This is a genomic window from Poseidonocella sp. HB161398 (assembly GCF_005870025.1).
GTDB lineage: Bacteria > Pseudomonadota > Alphaproteobacteria > Rhodobacterales > Rhodobacteraceae > Mangrovicoccus.
This window is the reverse complement of the sequence record NZ_VATA01000021.1, coordinates 53,295-69,878: the sequence shown is the minus strand read 5'-3', so window position 1 is coordinate 69,878 and position 16,584 is coordinate 53,295. Positions and strand designations below refer to the sequence as shown.

Annotated in this window: 15 protein-coding genes; 7 read left to right on the top strand and 8 right to left on the bottom strand. The window is 66.1% G+C overall.

Going from position 1 to position 16,584, the window contains the following annotated elements; genetic code table 11:
* Nucleotides 1-22 precede the first annotated feature (22 nt).
* Nucleotides 23-1,147: a DUF4268 domain-containing protein gene (locus FGX59_RS17540; RefSeq protein WP_171060690.1), complete on the top strand. Its 1,125-nt coding sequence runs from the start codon at nucleotides 23-25 to the stop codon at nucleotides 1,145-1,147.
* Between the two features lie 279 nt (nucleotides 1,148-1,426).
* Here FGX59_RS17540 and FGX59_RS17535 read toward each other — a convergent pair whose 3' ends face one another.
* A complete protein-coding gene (locus FGX59_RS17535; protein ID WP_138468437.1) occupies nucleotides 1,427-2,041 on the bottom strand; it encodes a TetR/AcrR family transcriptional regulator in 615 nt (204 codons plus the stop codon).
* Between the two features lie 103 nt (nucleotides 2,042-2,144).
* Here FGX59_RS17535 and FGX59_RS17530 point away from each other — a divergent pair, with 103 nt between their 5' ends.
* The 3 genes from FGX59_RS17530 (at nucleotide 2,145) to FGX59_RS17520 (ending at nucleotide 6,534) form a co-directional block, all read left to right on the top strand.
* Entirely contained in the window at nucleotides 2,145-3,332 is a 1,188-nt protein-coding gene (locus FGX59_RS17530) for an MFS transporter (RefSeq protein WP_138468436.1), read from the top strand.
* Between the two features lie 965 nt (nucleotides 3,333-4,297).
* The gene (locus FGX59_RS17525; protein ID WP_138468435.1) at nucleotides 4,298-5,503 is read left to right on the top strand and encodes a low temperature requirement protein A; all 1,206 of its coding nucleotides are present in this window, start codon (nucleotides 4,298-4,300) and stop codon (nucleotides 5,501-5,503) included.
* Nucleotides 5,504-5,541: 38 nt separating this feature from the next.
* Nucleotides 5,542-6,534, top strand: coding sequence for an ion transporter (locus FGX59_RS17520; RefSeq protein ID WP_240722530.1), 993 nt, complete (start codon nucleotides 5,542-5,544; stop codon nucleotides 6,532-6,534).
* On the opposite strand, the gene FGX59_RS17515 is transcribed toward FGX59_RS17520, so the two are convergent.
* Nucleotides 6,475-7,380 (bottom strand): LysR family transcriptional regulator, encoded by a 906-nt coding sequence (locus FGX59_RS17515; protein ID WP_138468433.1) that lies wholly within the window; start codon nucleotides 7,378-7,380, stop codon nucleotides 6,475-6,477. The genes FGX59_RS17520 and FGX59_RS17515 overlap by 60 nt on opposite strands.
* A gap of 117 nt (nucleotides 7,381-7,497) precedes the next feature.
* On the opposite strand from FGX59_RS17515, the gene FGX59_RS17510 reads away from it, so the two are divergent.
* The 3 genes from FGX59_RS17510 to FGX59_RS17500 all read left to right on the top strand — a co-directional run bounded on the left by FGX59_RS17510 (nucleotide 7,498) and on the right by FGX59_RS17500 (nucleotide 10,364).
* Nucleotides 7,498-8,430 (top strand): alpha/beta hydrolase, encoded by a 933-nt coding sequence (locus FGX59_RS17510; protein ID WP_138468432.1) that lies wholly within the window; start codon nucleotides 7,498-7,500, stop codon nucleotides 8,428-8,430.
* A gap of 79 nt (nucleotides 8,431-8,509) precedes the next feature.
* The gene (locus FGX59_RS17505) at nucleotides 8,510-9,472 is read left to right on the top strand and encodes an alpha/beta hydrolase (RefSeq protein ID WP_138468431.1); all 963 of its coding nucleotides are present in this window, start codon (nucleotides 8,510-8,512) and stop codon (nucleotides 9,470-9,472) included.
* Between the two features lie 259 nt (nucleotides 9,473-9,731).
* A complete protein-coding gene (locus tag FGX59_RS17500; protein ID WP_138468430.1) occupies nucleotides 9,732-10,364 on the top strand; it encodes a tyrosine-type recombinase/integrase in 633 nt (210 codons plus the stop codon).
* A gap of 253 nt (nucleotides 10,365-10,617) precedes the next feature.
* Here the strand turns inward: FGX59_RS17500 and FGX59_RS17495 are convergent, their stop codons facing one another.
* From FGX59_RS17495 to FGX59_RS17470, 6 genes are read right to left on the bottom strand one after another with little or no spacing between them, the layout of a single operon-like run.
* Entirely contained in the window at nucleotides 10,618-11,397 is a 780-nt protein-coding gene (locus FGX59_RS17495; RefSeq protein WP_138468429.1) for an ATP-binding cassette domain-containing protein, read from the bottom strand.
* A 1-nt stretch (nucleotide 11,398) separates the two neighbouring features.
* Nucleotides 11,399-12,532 (bottom strand): ABC transporter permease, encoded by a 1,134-nt coding sequence (locus FGX59_RS17490; RefSeq protein ID WP_240722528.1) that lies wholly within the window; start codon nucleotides 12,530-12,532, stop codon nucleotides 11,399-11,401.
* 55 nt (nucleotides 12,533-12,587) lie between these two features.
* Nucleotides 12,588-13,505, bottom strand: a complete 918-nt coding sequence (locus FGX59_RS17485) for a substrate-binding domain-containing protein (protein ID WP_138468428.1) — start codon at nucleotides 13,503-13,505, stop codon at nucleotides 12,588-12,590.
* A 56-nt stretch (nucleotides 13,506-13,561) separates the two neighbouring features.
* Complete coding sequence (locus FGX59_RS17480) at nucleotides 13,562-14,341, bottom strand: SDR family oxidoreductase (protein ID WP_138468427.1); 780 nt, start codon at nucleotides 14,339-14,341, stop codon at nucleotides 13,562-13,564.
* The gene (gene iolG, locus FGX59_RS17475; protein WP_138468426.1) at nucleotides 14,328-15,365 is read right to left on the bottom strand and encodes an inositol 2-dehydrogenase; all 1,038 of its coding nucleotides are present in this window, start codon (nucleotides 15,363-15,365) and stop codon (nucleotides 14,328-14,330) included. Before iolG ends, FGX59_RS17480 begins: the two co-directional genes overlap by 14 nt.
* 2 nt (nucleotides 15,366-15,367) lie before the next feature.
* Nucleotides 15,368-16,567 (bottom strand): Gfo/Idh/MocA family protein, encoded by a 1,200-nt coding sequence (locus FGX59_RS17470; RefSeq protein ID WP_138468425.1) that lies wholly within the window; start codon nucleotides 16,565-16,567, stop codon nucleotides 15,368-15,370.
* Nucleotides 16,568-16,584: the final 17 nt, after the last annotated feature.

Genomic DNA, 16,584 nt, shown 5'->3' with positions numbered 1-16,584 from the left:
CCGGCGCCGCGGATGCAGGCCCATGTTTCAGATCGACCCGGCGGGCAACCGCATCGAGCCCCTCCAGCGGCGCAGCTTCCCCGAACTCGGCCTCGGCGAACGCGTGCATCTGCAGGAATGGATCGCGGGACGTCCCGAGGCTCTCGGCGAGGATCTTCTCGTTCTCGGAAAGGAATTCGCGCTTCCCGGAACGCGGTCCCGCCCGGACCTTCTCGCGCTCGACCGGTCCGGCCGGCTGGTGGTGATCGAGACCAAGCGGGACAAGCCCGGCAGGGACGTCCTCTGGCAGGCGGCCCATTATGCTGCCCATGCCGCGGCGATGGACGGCAAGGCGATCATCTCTGCCCACCAGCGCTATCTCGACAGGACGGGCGCCAACAGAGACGCCTGTGCGCGGATCCGGGACTTCCTGGAGCTTGGCGACGCGCGGCCACTCAGGCTGAATCCGCCGCGCAGCCAGCGCATCATCCTGGTCGCGGGCGACTTCCCTAAGGAACTCGGTGCCGCCATGCTCTGGCTGCGCGACCAGGGCGTTGCCCTGCAATGCATCCGCGCCACCCCGGTCACCGCGGCCAGCGGCCTGTTTCTCGACTTCGAACAGGTCATTCCCGGCCCGGAGGACGCGGAGTACCGGCCGGTGGCCACGCTTTTCCGGGAACCCGATACTCTTCCGGGCAAGCGGATCCCCGAAGAGACGGCAAAACACAGGCGGGACTTCTGGAACTATGTCCTGCCCCGCATGCGCGCCGCGGGCGTGCCGCTTTTCGCTCATGCGGCTTCATCGAGCGGCTCCCATGTCGCGGTGCCCACGGCATTGGCCGGAGTGGAATTCCGGCTGACCGTCGGCCAGAGATGCGCCAGGGTCGAGCTGCGTCTTGGCCATCAGGACCGAACCCGCAACGATGCGATCTTCCAGCACCTTCGTGCCCGCAAGGCAGAAATCGAAGCCTCCTTCGGCGCTCATCTGAACTGGGGCGCTCCGGCGAACCGCATCGTCAGGACGCTCGCCTATCCTCGCAGTTTCGACACGCGCCGCCGGGAAACCTGGCCCGCCATCTCGCTCTGGCTCATCGAGCATGCGGCCAAGCTTCACCGGGCAACGGAGCCACATCTGGCGGCAGAGCAAAAATTCCCCGCGAAATCCTGAAAGCAGCCGCTCAACCCGCTCCGCAGCAATCTCGTCGTGCTGACCGACCGAAGTGCGCACCTTCCGGACGCTCGCTGGGGCGCGGCAAGCTGGCCGGATCGGCCCTCTGCGGACATTCATCGGGCCGATCTACGCGGCGATGCAGTTTACTGAACCAGCCATTCTCAGCACTGTGCAGCACGACCCGGTTGCTCGACGTCAGCAATGCGGACAAAACTGGCATTTTTTTCTCCGAATAGCATGACTGGAGATGCAAAGGCGTTTTGCCGGTCGAGGCCGTTATTGCTCGGTTGGCGGGGAGACACTCCAGCTTGCCATGGCCAGACTTACAGCCTTTTCAAGCTCCTCTCGGCTTGCGCCGTCGCGTGCTGACGTGGCGATCCCGACCATGAACGTGCTGAAAAGGGTCGCGACCGCATGGGCGTCGGTGTCCGGGGGCGTATGCCCTGATGCAATGTCGCGCTCGACTTGCTTGAAGATCGCTTCGAAGTTCGCCCTTCGCTCCGCCGAAAGAACTTCGGCGGCAAACTGGTTTTCGGGTCCGCAATTAGTCGCAGCTTGCGTCACAAGGCAGCCGATCGGATGAGATACATCCGTCTGCATGGCGACGGAGCGGCGCAGACATGTCTCGACCACCTCGCGCGGCGGAAGACTTTCATCCCGCAGGATGTCGGTGACGCTGCCATGCGTGACGCGATACCGTTCCACGACTTCCCGGAACAGGGCCTCCTTCGATCCGAAGGCCGCGTAGAAGCTGGTGGGAGAGATGCCGCCCATGGCTTCCTTGAGCATGTTGAGCGTCGTCGGCTCAAAGCCATGTTCCCAGAACAGATGCATCGCCGCGTCGAGCGCTGCGTCGCGGTCGAAACCGCGCGGTCTTCCGGTTCTTGCCATGTTTGTCCTCCTGACGATTAATGAATTAGTTGATACAGAAGTCATTGACAAGGGCAGCAACCGCCGCCTACTTCAGTATCGATCGATACAGAATGGACACCCAATGACAACCACGACACATTTTGGCGCTGAAGAGCGCCTCCCCATCGCGGCCCTGCTGGCGCTGGCGATGACAGGTTTTATCTGCATTGCGACCGAGACCTTGCCTGCGGGGCTGTTGCCGCAGATGTCCGATGGGCTCGGCGTCTCACTCTCCCTGGCGGGACAAACCGTGACGGCCTATGCGTTCGGCTCGCTCGTGGCGGCCATTCCTCTGACGATCCTGACGCAAACATGGCCACGCCGGTCTGTCCTACTGCTGACCGTCTTCGGCTTTCTGATCTTCAACTCAGCGACAGCCCTGTCGGAGAGCTATTGGCTGACGATGGGCGCGCGGTTCATGGCCGGGGCGGCAGCAGGGCTCGCGTGGAGCCTGATTGGCGGATACGCGCGGCGAATGGTTTCGGCGGCGCAGCAAGGGCGAGCGATGGCCATTGCGATGGTGGGTACGCCTGTTGCCCTCTCTCTGGGCGTTCCGCTCAGCACATGGCTTGGAACCGCCATCGGATGGCAGATGGCGTTCGCGGTCATGTCCGGGCTATCCGCCCTGCTGATCGCGTGGATCTTGATTGCAGTGCCGGACCATCCGGGCCAGAAAGCGGAAAGCCGAATTCATCTTGGCAGCGTCATTGCCATGCCAGGCGTGCGCGCGGTTCTGTCTGTGGTGTTGCTCTGGATGCTCGGCCACAATATCCTCTATACTTACATCGCGCCATTCGCGGAACGCGCCGACTTGGGCGATCGCGTAGATCTCGTACTGCTGATCTTTGGCGTTGCATCCTTGCTGGGCATCTGGATTTCAGGACAATTGGTCGATCGCGCGTTGCGCCGTTCGGTCCTGATCAGCTTATCGGTTTTCGCTCTGATGGCTCTTGCTCTGGGGCTGTTCGGGCACCATCCTGAAACGGTCCTCACTGCCGCCGTGGTCTGGGGCCTGACTTTTGGTGGCGCTGCAACCTTCCTTCAGACGGCGCTTGCCGATACCGCCGGTGAAGGCGCGGACGTTGCTCTGTCAATGAATGTCGTGGTGTGGAATTCCGCGATTGCCTCTGGAAGCATCGTTGGCGGTATTCTTCTCGATGCCGAGGGACCGGGCGCGTTTCCATGGGCGGTCTTCTTCCTGGCTGTTGTGGGCTTCGTTGTCACATTCGGTGCGCGCAGGTCTGGCTTCCGCCCCGGAAGTCGCGGATAAGGAATTTAACGAAAGACGGCGGCGGGATCCAAGCGGACCTGCGGCGGCGCAGCACGAAGCAAACGCGTCGTTGCCCAAAGTGCGCCGTCGCTCACGGCGGATGTTGTTGAAAAAGTCGGCGGAAATCGCCGATTTTGAGGTTCGCCGTCGCCGGGCAATGCCATTGCGTTCGAGCGCTCGCCCGTTTCTTCGCCTCAAGGCAGTAATATGGCCGCTATCCCAAACTCGCCGCGGACGCCAAGTCGCACCGCCGCTAGTCTGCTTTCCGCCCTCTTCGACCAATGCTGCAGGGAGCACGAACGGCAGAAGTGGGGCTCGGACCGGCCATGCGGCGGCGCGGAAGCTTGCTGATGGCGCCGATGGTTCATCGGCTGTCACCATGCCAGGCCGAAGGACGGAACCAGCCGGTCGCGCCTGGCGCCTTGAGCGCCCGCGCTCAGCCCTTTCCGGCCGGTCGCGGCGGCGTCGGGCGCGAGAGGCCAACACCGGCCGGCCAGGCAAAGCGGACTTGCGGCGGCGCGGCGGAGCCCAGTCGGCGATCCGGCTGAAGCGGCCGTTCACCGCGTTCTTCGGTCGACCTGCGTCGACCTGGCCGGGCCAGCCCAGACCGACCGCTCATCGTTGCCGCCCTACTGGCGAAGTGCGCAGTTTGCAGCCGTTGGCGAACAGGCTCAGCCAGGACGAGGGGCGCGATGGCGCTCACCAGTGCGGCCGTTCACCATCCGACGCCGCTGCGCTGCAGCCTTCCCCGAACCGGCCGGTCGACCCTCGCCGCAGCATTCTCGGCATCCTGGTCGGCAGTTCCGTGCACAAAGGTGCCATTGCCCATCTGCCGTTGTGCCGATGCAGACAGGATCAGCCTGTCGGCCCGGGCTTGGCTCCATACTCGCTCCGAAAAGAGTTTTGCGACCTGCTGATCCTTCTCTACCCCTATAAGGAAGACATCGTCTCGCGAGGGAGAAGACATGCCGCTCAAGGACTTTCCGATCTGGACCCGCCCACGGCACCATTTGGACGTCGAGGGAGGCGCAAGCAATCACGTGCATTGGGTCGAGCTCTTCTACGATCTCGTTCACGTGGTGACGATCTTCCTGCTCGGCAACTACCTGTCGCATCACCTCGACTGGACCGGGTTCTGGACCTACAGCTTCCTCTTCATCGCGATCTTCTTCGCCTGGGCCGACAACTCGATCTACAATTCGCTCTACATCTCGACCGACATCCCGCACCGCGTGGCCATGGCGGTGCAGATCGTCACCATGATGTTCATCGCCGCGGCGATCCCCGAGATTACCCATGGCGGCTGGCCGTTCTTCGCGCTCGGCTACGCGCTCAACCGGGCGCTCACGGCCTGGCTCTACTGGCGGGCGCGGCATCTCGGGGCCGAGACCACCTCGCTGGCCTCCGAGATGGGGCGGAACTTCTTCATCCTCGCCGGGGTCTTCGCGGTCTCGGCCTTCCTGCCGCGGCCGCTCGCCTATTGGGTGTTCGGCGCGGGGATCGTGATGATCCAGCTGATGTACCTGCTGCCGGGCATCGGCACGCTGCGTTTCGAGCGCTTCCTGCCGCGGCTCGGCCACCTCTCGGAACGCTTCGGGCTGCTGATGCTGATCCTGCTCGGCGAGGGCTTCTTCAAGCTCTGCGTCACGCTCGCCGACAAGGGCATCGACGAGGCCTATCCCGGGACGTTCTTCAATCTCGCCATGGGTGGCCTGTCGCTGTTTGCGCTGGCCTGGATCTACTTCGACAGCGCCGGCATGGCCAAGCTGAAGTCCCGCAAGGTGCCGCTGATGCTGTGCTACTGGTTTGCCCATATCGTCATCCTCTGGGCGGCGGTGACCATCGGCGTGGCGCTTGCAGGCGAGGTCTATGTCGGCTTTCTCGAGCCCTATCCGCCGGGCTACGGAGCGCTTGGCACGATCGGGCTGGCGGTGTTTCTGGCCGCGCTCTGGGTGCTGCAGCTGCTGGTCGAGGGCCGCGACGAGACCCGGCGCTACCATAGCGGCGGCCTGCGGCTCTTCGGGGCGGCCATGGCGATCTTCATGTTCTTCATCCACGCCTACGTACCCGCGATCATCGGCAACCTCGGCTGGGGCATCGCGCTCTTCTCGCAGATCGGCGTGCCGCTCTACCGCGCCATCCGCGATCTGCGCGCCTCTCCGGCATCGTGAGCGCCAGAGAGGAAAGCCTCAGGCGGCAGGCCTACCGGTTGCTCGAACATCCCGGGACCGGGTCGACACTGGCGCGCGTGCTGGGCTTTGCGCTGATCCTGCTGATCGTCGCCAATGTGATCGCCGTGGCTCTCGAGACCGTGCCTCGCATCTATGCCGTGCATCACGCCAGCTTCCGCGCCTTCGACACGATCTCGGTCGCGATCTTCTCGGCCGAGTATGTGCTCCGTGTCTGGGCCAGCGCCGAGCGGGACCCCGGGCGGCCGCCTTGGCAGGCACGGCTGCGCTACATGCGCAGCCCGATGGCCCTGATCGATCTCGGCGCGGTGCTGCCCTTCTTCATCGGGCTCGTCTTCAGCTCCAACCTGCAAATGCTGCGCATCCTGCGGCTCTTCCGCATCTACAAGCTGACCCGCTATTCGCCGGCGCTCTCGGTGCTCATCTCGGTGATCCGCGAGGAAGCGGGCGCCCTGATGGCCGCCTTCTCGATCCTGACGATCCTGCTCGTCTTCGCGGCGACAGGCGCCTATATCGTCGAGCACGAAGCGCAGCCCTCGGAGTTCGGCTCGATCCCCGCCGCCATGTGGTGGGCGCTGGTGACGCTGACCACGGTGGGCTACGGCGACGTGACGCCGGTCACGCCCTTGGGCCGGGTCTTCGGCGGGTTCATCACCGTGCTCGGCGTCGGCATGGCCGCGCTGCCCGCCGGCATCATCGCCAGCGGCCTCGCCGATCACCTGCACCGCCGCCGCGACCAGCTTCGCAACGAGTTCCGCCTGGCGCTGGAGGACGGCAAGATCGATCTCGAGGAGGGCCGCCAGATCGAGCGTCTCCGGCGCGAGCTCGGCATCAGCCGCGACATCGCCCATGCCATCCTGTCCGATGTCCGGTTGCGGCAAGTGCCGCAGGGCGAGTGCAGCTGCCCTGCCTGCGGCCATGTCTTCGACAGCCGCAAGGCTGCGGGCGTCCAGTCAGCCGAGGCCGCGGAGCCGGGCCTTCAGCGCATCCACGACAAGCCGGAACGCCGGTGAGCTGTGCCGCCGGTTCGGGTAGTAGAGGTGATATCCCGGCAATGGCGGCGTCCAGTCCGCCAGCACTTGGCTCAGCTCGCCCCGCGCCAGATGCTCTTCCACCTGGTCATGCGGGAGGTAGGCCAGGCCCTGCCCGAGGAGAGCGCTTTGCCGGATCAGCTCTATGGTGTTGAAGCTGAGAGCGCCCTCGACCCGCACCCGCTTTGCCTCGCCGTTCCTTGCCAGCCGCCAGGCGTTGATGGTGTCCGACGACGGCAGGCGCAGGTTGACCGCCCGGTGCTCGACGAGGTCCTCGGGGGTCTTCGGCACGGGATGCTGCGCGAGGTAGGCGGGGGCACCGACAATCGCCATCGGGATGTCCGGGCTGATCCGTACCGAGATCATGTCCTTCGCGACCTGCTCGCCGAGCCGCACGCCGGCGTCGAACCTGTCGGCCACGACATCGACGAGCCCGTAATCGACGATGACCTCGACATTCACGTCGGGATAGCCCGGCAGCACCTCCGCCAGCGCCGGAATGAGGATGGTCTTCGCCGCGTGTTCGACCGAGGTGATGCGGATATTGCCGGTGGGCGTGTCCCGGAACTCGCTCAGTTCGGCCAGATCGCTGTCGATCTCGCGCAGCAGCGGAGCGAGCTTCCGGACCAGCCGGTCCCCCGCGGGCGTGGGGGCGACACTGCGCGTCGTGCGCGCCAGCAGGCGCAGCCCGAGCCGGTCTTCCAGACGCCGCACGATCTGGCTCAGCGCGGATTGCGAGATGCCCAGCCGGGTCGCGGCCCTGGTGAAGCTGCCCTCTTCGGCAACTGTCACGAAGGCTGTCAGATCGGCGATGTCCTCGCGCCGCATTCATCATCTCGCTTATAGGTCCATGAAGAACTTACCGTCTAATCACTGAGCGGCTCAAGCGTCATATTGGCTCCATCAGCAACGGATCGGTTCGATCCCACGCCCAAGGAGACGACCATGACCAAGATCACCTTCGCCAACACCAACAACCCGGACGTCGAGATGTCGGCCGTCATCAACCTGCCGGAGGGCTTCGAAGAGGGCGCCAAGTATCCGGCCATCGTCGTCTCCCACCCCGGCGGCGGCGTGAAGGAGCAGACCGCCGGCACCTATGCCGCGGAACTGGCCAGGCAGGGCTTCGTGACCATCGCCTATGACGCCTCCTACCAGGGCGAGTCCGGCGGCGGCCTGCGCCAGCTCGAGAACCCCTATATCCGCACCGAGGATGTCAGCGCGGTGATCGACCACCTGAGCACGCTGGACTATGTGGACACCGACCGGATCGGCGCCATGGGGATCTGCGCGGGTGCCGGCTATACCGCCAACGCGGCGATCAACGATCACCGGATCAAGGCCGTCGGCACGGTCAGCGCGGTCAATATCGGCGCGATGTTCCGCAATGGCTGGGACAATGACGTGGCCGATGCCGACGCGCTGCCCTTCCTCGAGGCTGGCGCCGCCGCCCGTACGGCGGATGCGCAGGCGCTCGCCACCGGCGGTGATCTGGCGCAGATCCCGATGGCCCCGCTGAAGGAAGAGGATGCCCCCAACGAGGAGCTGCGCCAGGCCTGGGAATACTACCACACCCAGCGTGCGCAATGCGCCACCGCCCCGGGCTACGGTCTGGCGCGCAGCCTGACCCAGCTGATCAGCTACGACGCCTACAACTTCGCCGAGGCCTTCCTGACCCAGCCCCTGCAGATCGTGGCGGGCAGCGTCGCGGGCAGCAAATGGATGAGCGACGACCTCTATGCCCGGGCCGCAAGCGGCGACAAGACGTTCCACGTCGTCGACGGCGCCAACCACATGGACCTCTATGACGGCGCGAAATTCGTCGACGAGGCGGTCAGCGTGCTGGCGCCCTTCTTCCGGGAAAAGCTCGGCGCCTGATCCGGCGCAGACGACGCATGCCTGCCCGGATCGCGGGCGGGGCAGTCTCGCCCAATTCGACACCCAAGGAGTTCAAACCATGGAAAGCGTGACATTTCAGAACCCCGACATGGCCTGGCACATCGCGGCGGACATCCACCTGCCGCCCGCCTTCGATCCGGGCAAGCGCTACCCGGCGATCGTCAGCATCCACCCTTTCGGAAGCTGCAAGGAGCAGACCTCGGGCAGCGTCTACGGCAAGGCGCTCGCCGCGCAGGGCTACGTCGTCATCGCCTTCGACGCGAGCTATCAGGGCGAGTCCGGCGGCAGTCCCCGCTGGACCGAAAGCCCCAGCCAGCGGGTCGAGGATGTCAGCCACGTGATCGACCACGCGGTGACGCTGCCTTTCGTCGATGCGGACCGGATCGGGGTCATCGGCGTCTGCGGCGGTGGCGGCTACGCTCTGAATGCCGCGTTGACCGAGAAGCGGATCAAGGCGGTGGTCGGGATCACCCCGGTGAACCTGGGTCGTCTTTTCCGAGAGGGTTTCAACGGGTTCGATCCGGTCGGCGCGCTGACTGCCATGGCCGCGCAGCGCAGCGCCGAGGCGCGCGGCGCAGAGCTGCAGGTCAATGAACTTCTGCCTGCCAGCCTTGATGCGGCCCGCAAGGCCGGGATGACGGAGCGCGACGTCTTCGAGGCGACGGACTACTACAAGACCTCCCGCGGCCAAGCGACCGGTGGCGCGACGCGCATGGTCTTCAGCCATGCCCAGAAGACCCTGTCCTGGGATGCGTTTGCCTTCGCCGAGACGCTGATGACCCAGCCGGTGATGGTGGTCCTTGGCCAGAAGGTCGGTGCCTTTGGCGCCTATCGGGACGGCATGGAGATCCATGGCCGCGCGATGGCATCAAAGGACCGGCAGCTGGTCGAACTGCAGGACTGGTCGCACTACGACCTCTACGACCGGGAAGAGCCGGTCGGCTTGGCGCTGGAGAAGATCCTCCCGTTCTTCAGGAAGCATCTGGGAGAAGAAGGCGTCGCGTCGGCTGAGGCCGCCTGACGCCAATACGGTTCGGTCCTGCTCTGCGGGACCGAGCCGCTGAATGCGGAAAGTCCCGGCTACGGTCTTTTGGTCCGCCGCTGATCTGACTGCCCTTGGGGCTGTATGGTTCCGCTTTGGGGCTCGGACCGGCCTTGCGGCGGCGAGGAACCAGCTCTGGCCCTACTGGAATCGGACCCGGTCGCTCGAAGTCATGCTACCATCCAGCTGTCGGCGCGGTGCCGTAGTCGGGGTCGGGAGGGCCGGATGGAGACTCGTCATGTCGAAAATCCAGTTGCCTGCTGTCACCCCGAAGCGTCCGCCCTGGAACAAGGGCCGCCTCATGGGCCAGAAGCGCGCCTTCCTGCCCCGCCATGTCTGGGCGATCCGGGCGCGGCTCGAGCTTGCCGGAAACCTGCGGGATCTGGCGCTGCTCAACCTCGCCATCGACAGCAAGCTGAGGGGCTGCGACCTCGTCCGGATGAAAGTGTCCGACGTGGCCATCGGCGCCGCGATCAAGGAACGCGCGACGGTGATCCAGAGCAAGACCGCCCGGCCGGTACAGTTCGAAATAACCGAAAACACGCGGAAATCCATTTCCGCCTGGATCGACGCGCCGCAGATGGCGGGCTGCGCCTGCTTGTTCCCGAGCCGCATTCATGCATCCGGCCATATCTCGCCGCGGCAGTATGCGCGCATCGTGAAGGACTGGGTCAGGATGATCGGGCTGGAGCCGAGCGGGTATGGCACGCATTCGCTGCGGCGGACCAAGGCGTCGCTGATCTACCGCAAGACCGGCAACCTGCGGGCGGTCCAGCTGCTTCTGGGCCACGCGAAGATGGACAGCACGGTGCGCTATCTCGGCGTCAAGCTGGAGGACGCGCTGACGATCGCCGAGGGCATCGAATTGTGAACTGCTGCGGTCATTCGCGGACCTGAAGCCGCCGCCGCCGGTTGCAGGACCGGCGGCAGGTTCCAGAGGGTACCGTCCGTATCGAAACGGGGTCCGGGACGACTGGGCGAGCGAAACTTGTCGTCGTGGTCCCGCGACAGCCACGGCGGCGCGGGGATTGCGCTCGGGTCGCCCGCGGAGTCTGATGCCGGAGCGGCGGAGGGGCCGCTCCGGCTTGTGCGCGGCGGGGAGGCATGCCGCGCGCGGGTCTGGGTCAAACTGCGGCGAGTTCGAGCTCGAGGTCGCGGATCTCGTGGCCGCCGGCCATCAGGTGGCGGATGTCCTCGCCTTCGAGCTCGGCCTTGGTCCCGCGGCCGATCACCTCGCCCAGAGCCAGGAAGGTGAAACGGTCGGCGACCAGCTGCGAGTGGATCTCGTTATGCGTGATGAAGATGATCGCGATGCCGCCGCGCTTCTTCACCCGCATCATGGTCTTCAGCACCTCCATCTGCTGCTTCTGTCCGAGCGCCGAGGTAGGCTCGTCCAGGATCAGCACCTTGGCGCCGAAATGGATCGCGCGGGCGATCGCCAGGGTCTGGCGCTGGCCGCCCGACATGGTGCCGATCAGCTGGCCGGGGTCCGAGACGTTGATGCCGATCTTGACCATCTCCTCATGGGTGATGCGGTCCATCTCGTCCATCTTCAGCATGCCGAAGGGACCCGGGCCGGTCCGGAGCTCGCGCCCCATGAAGAAATTCCGCGTCACCGACAGGAGCGGATTGATGGCAAGGTCCTGGTAGACCGTGCCGATCCCGGCATCCGAGGCGTCGCGGGGCGAGCGGAAATTGACCGGCCTGCCCTCGACATAGATCTGCCCTTCTGTCGGCGGGTGGATGCCCGAGAGCGTCTTGATCAGGGTCGACTTGCCTGCGCCATTGTCGCCGAGAAGCGCGTGGATCTCGCCTGCATGGACCTCCAGGTCGATGCCATTGAGCGCGGTGAAGGGGCCAAAGCGCTTGACGAGGCCCTCGGTGCGGATCAGGGGTCCGGACATCTCAAAGCCCTCCGGTGATGCGCTTGCGCATGCTTTCGTTGAGGAAGACGGCGATCAGCAGGACCGCGCCGACGAAGACCCGGTAGAAGCTGCCGTCGATCGCCGGGATGAAGAAGACCGCATTGGCCACCAGCCCGAAGGTCACCGCGCCGAAGACGACGCCGATCACCGAGCCGAAGCCGCCGGTCATCAGCGTGCCACCGACTACGGCGATGGCGATGGCCTCCAGCTCCTTCAGGTTGCCCTTGGCGGCGTCGGCGGTGTTGGTCTCGAATACCTGGCACGCCGCAAATAGAGTGGCGCAGAAGGCGGTCAGCATGAAGAGCGAGATCCGCACCTTGTCCACCGGCACGCCATTGGCGCGGGCCGAGGCCTGGCTGTCGCCGGTGGCGTAGATCCAGTTCCCGGCCTGGGTCCGCGACAGGACGACATAGGCGGCCCCGGCGACCAGGATGAACCAGACGACGCGCATGTCGAAGCCCGCCACCCACTGCTCGCCCGCCCGGTTGGCATTGCCGCCGAGCCGGAACCAGATGTCGTAGACCCAGCCGAAGGCCTGCCCGCCGAAGAGATCGGCGAACCAGCTGGTTTCCTTGTAGTCCGGCAGGCCGGAAATCTGCGTCGACTTGTTGATGACGCGGAACGACACCTCGGTCAGGCCGCGCAGGAAGAACAGGAAAGCCAGCGAGACGATGAAGCTCGACAGCTTCGAGCGCACCACGATCGTGCCGATCAGCCAGCCGAGGAACAGCGTCATGCAGAGCGTCAGCGCGAAGGCGGTGAAGGGCGTGGCCGGGCCCAGCCCGAAGGGCAGGCCCCATTTCAGCATCATCGCCATCGACATGCCGGCAAAGCCGATCATCGAGCCGATCGACAGGTCGAATTCGCCCGCGATCATCAGCAGGCAGGCGCCCACCGCGATGATGCCGAACTGCGAGATGATCGACAGGTTGTTCTTCAGCCCGAGCGCGTTGAACGCGTTCCCCTCCGAGGCCACCGCGATGGCGGCGATCACGATCGCCATCACCAGGAAGACCCCGATCTCCGGCCTCCGCTTCAGCCGGTCGAGCCGGCCTCCCCTGTCCAGCCGGTCGGCCTCGGTGCGTTTCGGCATGTTTGTCATGACCTGGGTCATCCTTCCTCCCTCCTCATGGAACGGTCGGGGGGCGGCCGGCCGCCCCCCGCTGATGTCAGCGATAGGTGCCGGCCTGCTCGCGGACGGCGGCGGCGTTGGTTGCATCGACAAAGCCCGGCCCCGAGGGCACGTCCTCCGGCGGGATCATGCCCGACCGGGTGTTGTAGAGGTTGAGGAAGGTCACCGCGAGATAGGCCTGCAGATAGGGCTGCTGGTCGATGGTGAAATCGACTTTGCCCGCCTCGATCAGGTCGAGCACGCCCGGGCTCAGGTCGAAGCAGACAAGCTTCACCGCGCCGGTCGCGCCGGCCTCCTCCACTGCGGCCGCAGCGGCCTCGCAGGTATGTGGCGCGATGGCCAGGAGCGTGTCGATCTCCTGGTCGGACTGCAGCGCCGCCGCCGTCCGGGTCTTGATCTGGGCGACGTCGTTCGACACGTCGATCATGTTCAAGGGCTGATCCAGCGCATCGAAGAAGCCCTGGCAGCGGGTGACGAGATCGGTGTTGAACGCTTCGTGGTTGAGACAGAGCGCCTTGCCCACCGGCCCCTCGGCCAGGAGCCGCTCGCCCGCGCCGTGTCCGGCCATGGCGGAGCTCTGGCCAATATGCATCAGCGCGCCCAGCTCCTTCGAGGCCTCCTCGCCCGAGTTGATGGTGATGACGGGAATCCCGGCTTCGGTTGCGGATGCCACGGCCTGCCCGAGGGCGGCGGCATCGGGCAGCGTGACGACCAGCCCGTCCGGCATCGTGGCGGTGGCGCTCTCGATCAGTCGCGCCATGTCGGCCATGTCGCCCGAGGGGGCGAACATGTGCTCGAATTCGGCACCGATCTGGGTCGCGGCATCGCGCCCGCCGGTCTCGGCCACCGGCCAGAACGGATCGGTACCCATGGTGTGGGTGATCATCACGTAGCGGTCGGCCTGGGCCATGCCCGCGATGGCCGCGGCCGAGGCCGCGAGCAGAAGTCGTTTCATGGTGGTTTCCTCCCTGGTGGAATGCCGCCCCCTCCCGGGGCGGCGCTGTCCGGGGCCTATTCGGGATAGGCGCCGGGAATGTTCTGGTCGTAGTCGATCAGCGCACCGGTCATGACGCCCGACTCCGCGCTCAGCAGATAGGCGGCGAGCCCGGCAAGCTGCGCTGGCTTCGCGAGCTGGCCCATCGGCTGCCCGGCCTCGGCCGCGGCAAGCCAGCCATCCTGCGCGCCATGGAACTTCCGCTGCGTGGCATCCTCTCCCGGCGTGTCCATCCAGCCCGGCAGGATCGCGTTGCAGTGGATGCGGTCGTGGCGATGGGCATTGGCCACGTTCTTGGTCAGCGTCGCCAGCGCCCCCTTCGAGGCGGAATAGGGCGCGAGATAGCTCTGCCCGCAATGCGCGCAGTTCGACAGGATGTTGACGATCCAGCCGCTGCCGCCCCGCGCCAGCCGGTGCCGGACGAAGCCCTGCATCAGGAAGAACGGCCCGCGCACGTTGGTCGCGAACATCTCGTCGAAGAAGTCCGGGCTGGTATCGGTGATCGAGCCCCTTGCGCCAAGCGCGGCGGCATTGACCAGAGCGGTCAGGTCGCCAAAGGCGCCGACGGTGGCCTCGACGAGGGCCAGGCAGCCTGCCGGGTCCTGCAGGTCGAGCGCGGTGAAACGTGCGTCCACGCCCTTTTCGGCAAGGGCGGCGACGGCTTTCGCGCCCTTGGCCTCGCTCCTGCCCGTCAGCATCAGGCGGGTGCAGCCCTCTTCGGCGAGGCGCGCCGCAATGGCATTGCCCACGCCCTGCGCGCCGCCGGTGACGATGGCGATGGTCTCACTGTGCCGCATGGAGGATCTCCGCGAAGTCCTGGTCGGGTCCGGTCAGGCGGATCGTCTGCCCGGTCTTGAGCGAGGCGGTCGCCGCCTCGGCGAGACAGGCCGCCATGTGCCCGTCGATGGCGTTCACCGGCATGTCGCGACCTTCCCGGGCGCAATCGAGGAACAGCCGTATCTCGGCGGAGTAGCTCGGCCCGTAGCGTTCCATGAAGAACTCGAGGATCGGTGCCGCAGTGCCCGGGCTTGCAGCCGAATAGGTGGTGAAGCCCGACTGGCGCGGATTGTCCGACAGGAGCATGCCGGTTTCCCCGAAGGCCTCGATCCGCTGGTCGAAGCCGAAGGCGCAGCGCCGCGAATTGAGAATGGTGACGATCACGCCCTCGGTCGTGACCATGGTCACCGAGGCAGTGTCGACATCGCCCAGCTCGCCCACCCGCGGGTCGATGATCGCCGAGCCATGGGCAGTGACGCTGGCGATCTCCTGCCGGGTGATCGAGCGGGCCATGTCGAAATCATGGATCATCATGTCCCGGAACAGCCCGCCGGAGCGCGGGACGTAGTCGAGCGGCGGCGGCGACGGATCGCGGCTCGTGATCACAAGCTGCTCCAGCCGCCCGATGGCCCCGGCATGAACGCCCTCGCGCACCGAGGCATGGCCGCGGTCGAAGCGGCGGTTGAATCCGAGGAACACCTTCCTGGCAGCGGCCTCGCCCACCGAGGCGATGAAGGCGCGGCTCTCCTCGTAGCTCGCCGCCAGCGGCTTCTCGCAGAGCACGGGCTTGGCCGTCGCCACCGCCTGGGCCAGCAGCGAGACATGCGTGTCCGAGGAGGTCGCGATCATGATCGCGTCGACATCCGCCAGCGCCATCGCCTGTTCCGGACTGGCGCAGACCTGCCCCCCGGTCTGCGCGGCCAGCGCCTCTGCCGCCGCGGTCACCGGATCGTAGATCGCCGCGACGCGCGCCCCGGCGCCTGCGATGGCGGCGGCATGGACCTTTGCCATGCGGCCGGCCCCCATGATGGCAATGCCGGTCATCGTCATTCTCCTGCCCTCAGCATTCCTTCGGCCCCGTGGCCGGTCCGTGTCCTGGTGCCGCTGGCGGCCGAGGCCTCCATCGCGGCGATGATCGACTGGTTCTCCAGCCCGAAGCGGAAGTCGGGGAAGCAGCCCTGCCCGGCGATGCCGTGGATCAGGTCGCGCACCTCGATGACCTTGACGTCGAAATAGCCCAGGCCGCCGCCCGCGAAGTCGAAGCCGAAGAAGCCGTTGAACTGCTCCACCTGGCTGCCCGCGAGGATCGTCTTGAAGCCGCGATCGGCCTTGGCCTCGGAATAGCGGGCGATCTTCAGCTCGTTGAAGCGCTCGCCATCCATGACGATGGTGCCTTCTGTCCCCGAGACCTCCCAGTAGATGCCGAAGACCTTGCCGGCGGCGATGCGCGAGGACTCGATGGTCCCGCCCGCGCCATTGGCGAAGGTGACGAGCGCCTGGAACTGGTCCTCGTTCTCGACCGCGAGACGCTTGCCCGATGCGTCCGCGGCCGCGCCGTAGCCCGATCCGCCGCCCGGTGCCGGGCGCGTGGCAAAGAAGGTCTGCTCCTGTCCCAGCACGCTCTCGACCGGTCCCATCAGGAACTGCGCGACCGACACGACATGGCTGCCGAGATCGCCGAGCGATCCCGATCCGGCCTCGGTCCGCGAGCAGCGCCAGGACCAGGGCATCTCGGGATCGTTGAAGAACCCCTGGTCGAACCAGCCGCGGAACCGCGTGGGGGTGCCGATCTCGCCTGCCTCGATCAGCTTCTTCGCCAGGAGCGCCGCGGGCGTCTTGATGTTGTTGAAGGCGACCATCGTCTTCACGCCCTTCGCCTCGGCAGCGGCGGTCAGGCGGCGGGCATCCTCCAGCGTGACGGTCAGCGGCTTCTCGCAATAGACGTGCTTGCCCGCCTCGATCGCCGCCAGCGCCATGTCCACATGCATGGCATTGGGCGTGGTGATGTCCACGAGGTCGATCTCGGGATCGGCAACCATGGCGCGCCAGTCGCCGGTCGACTTCGCGAAGCCGAAGCGCGCCGCGGCGCGCGCCGCAAGCTCCCCGGTGGCATCCGCGAGCGTGTGCAGGACCGGCAGCATGGGCAGGTCGCGATAGAGCAGGCCGGCACGGCGGAACGCGTCCGCATGGGCCTGCCCCATGAAGCCCGACCCGATCAGGCCGACATTCAGGGGTTTCGGTGTCATTGGGGATCCTCCGGCAG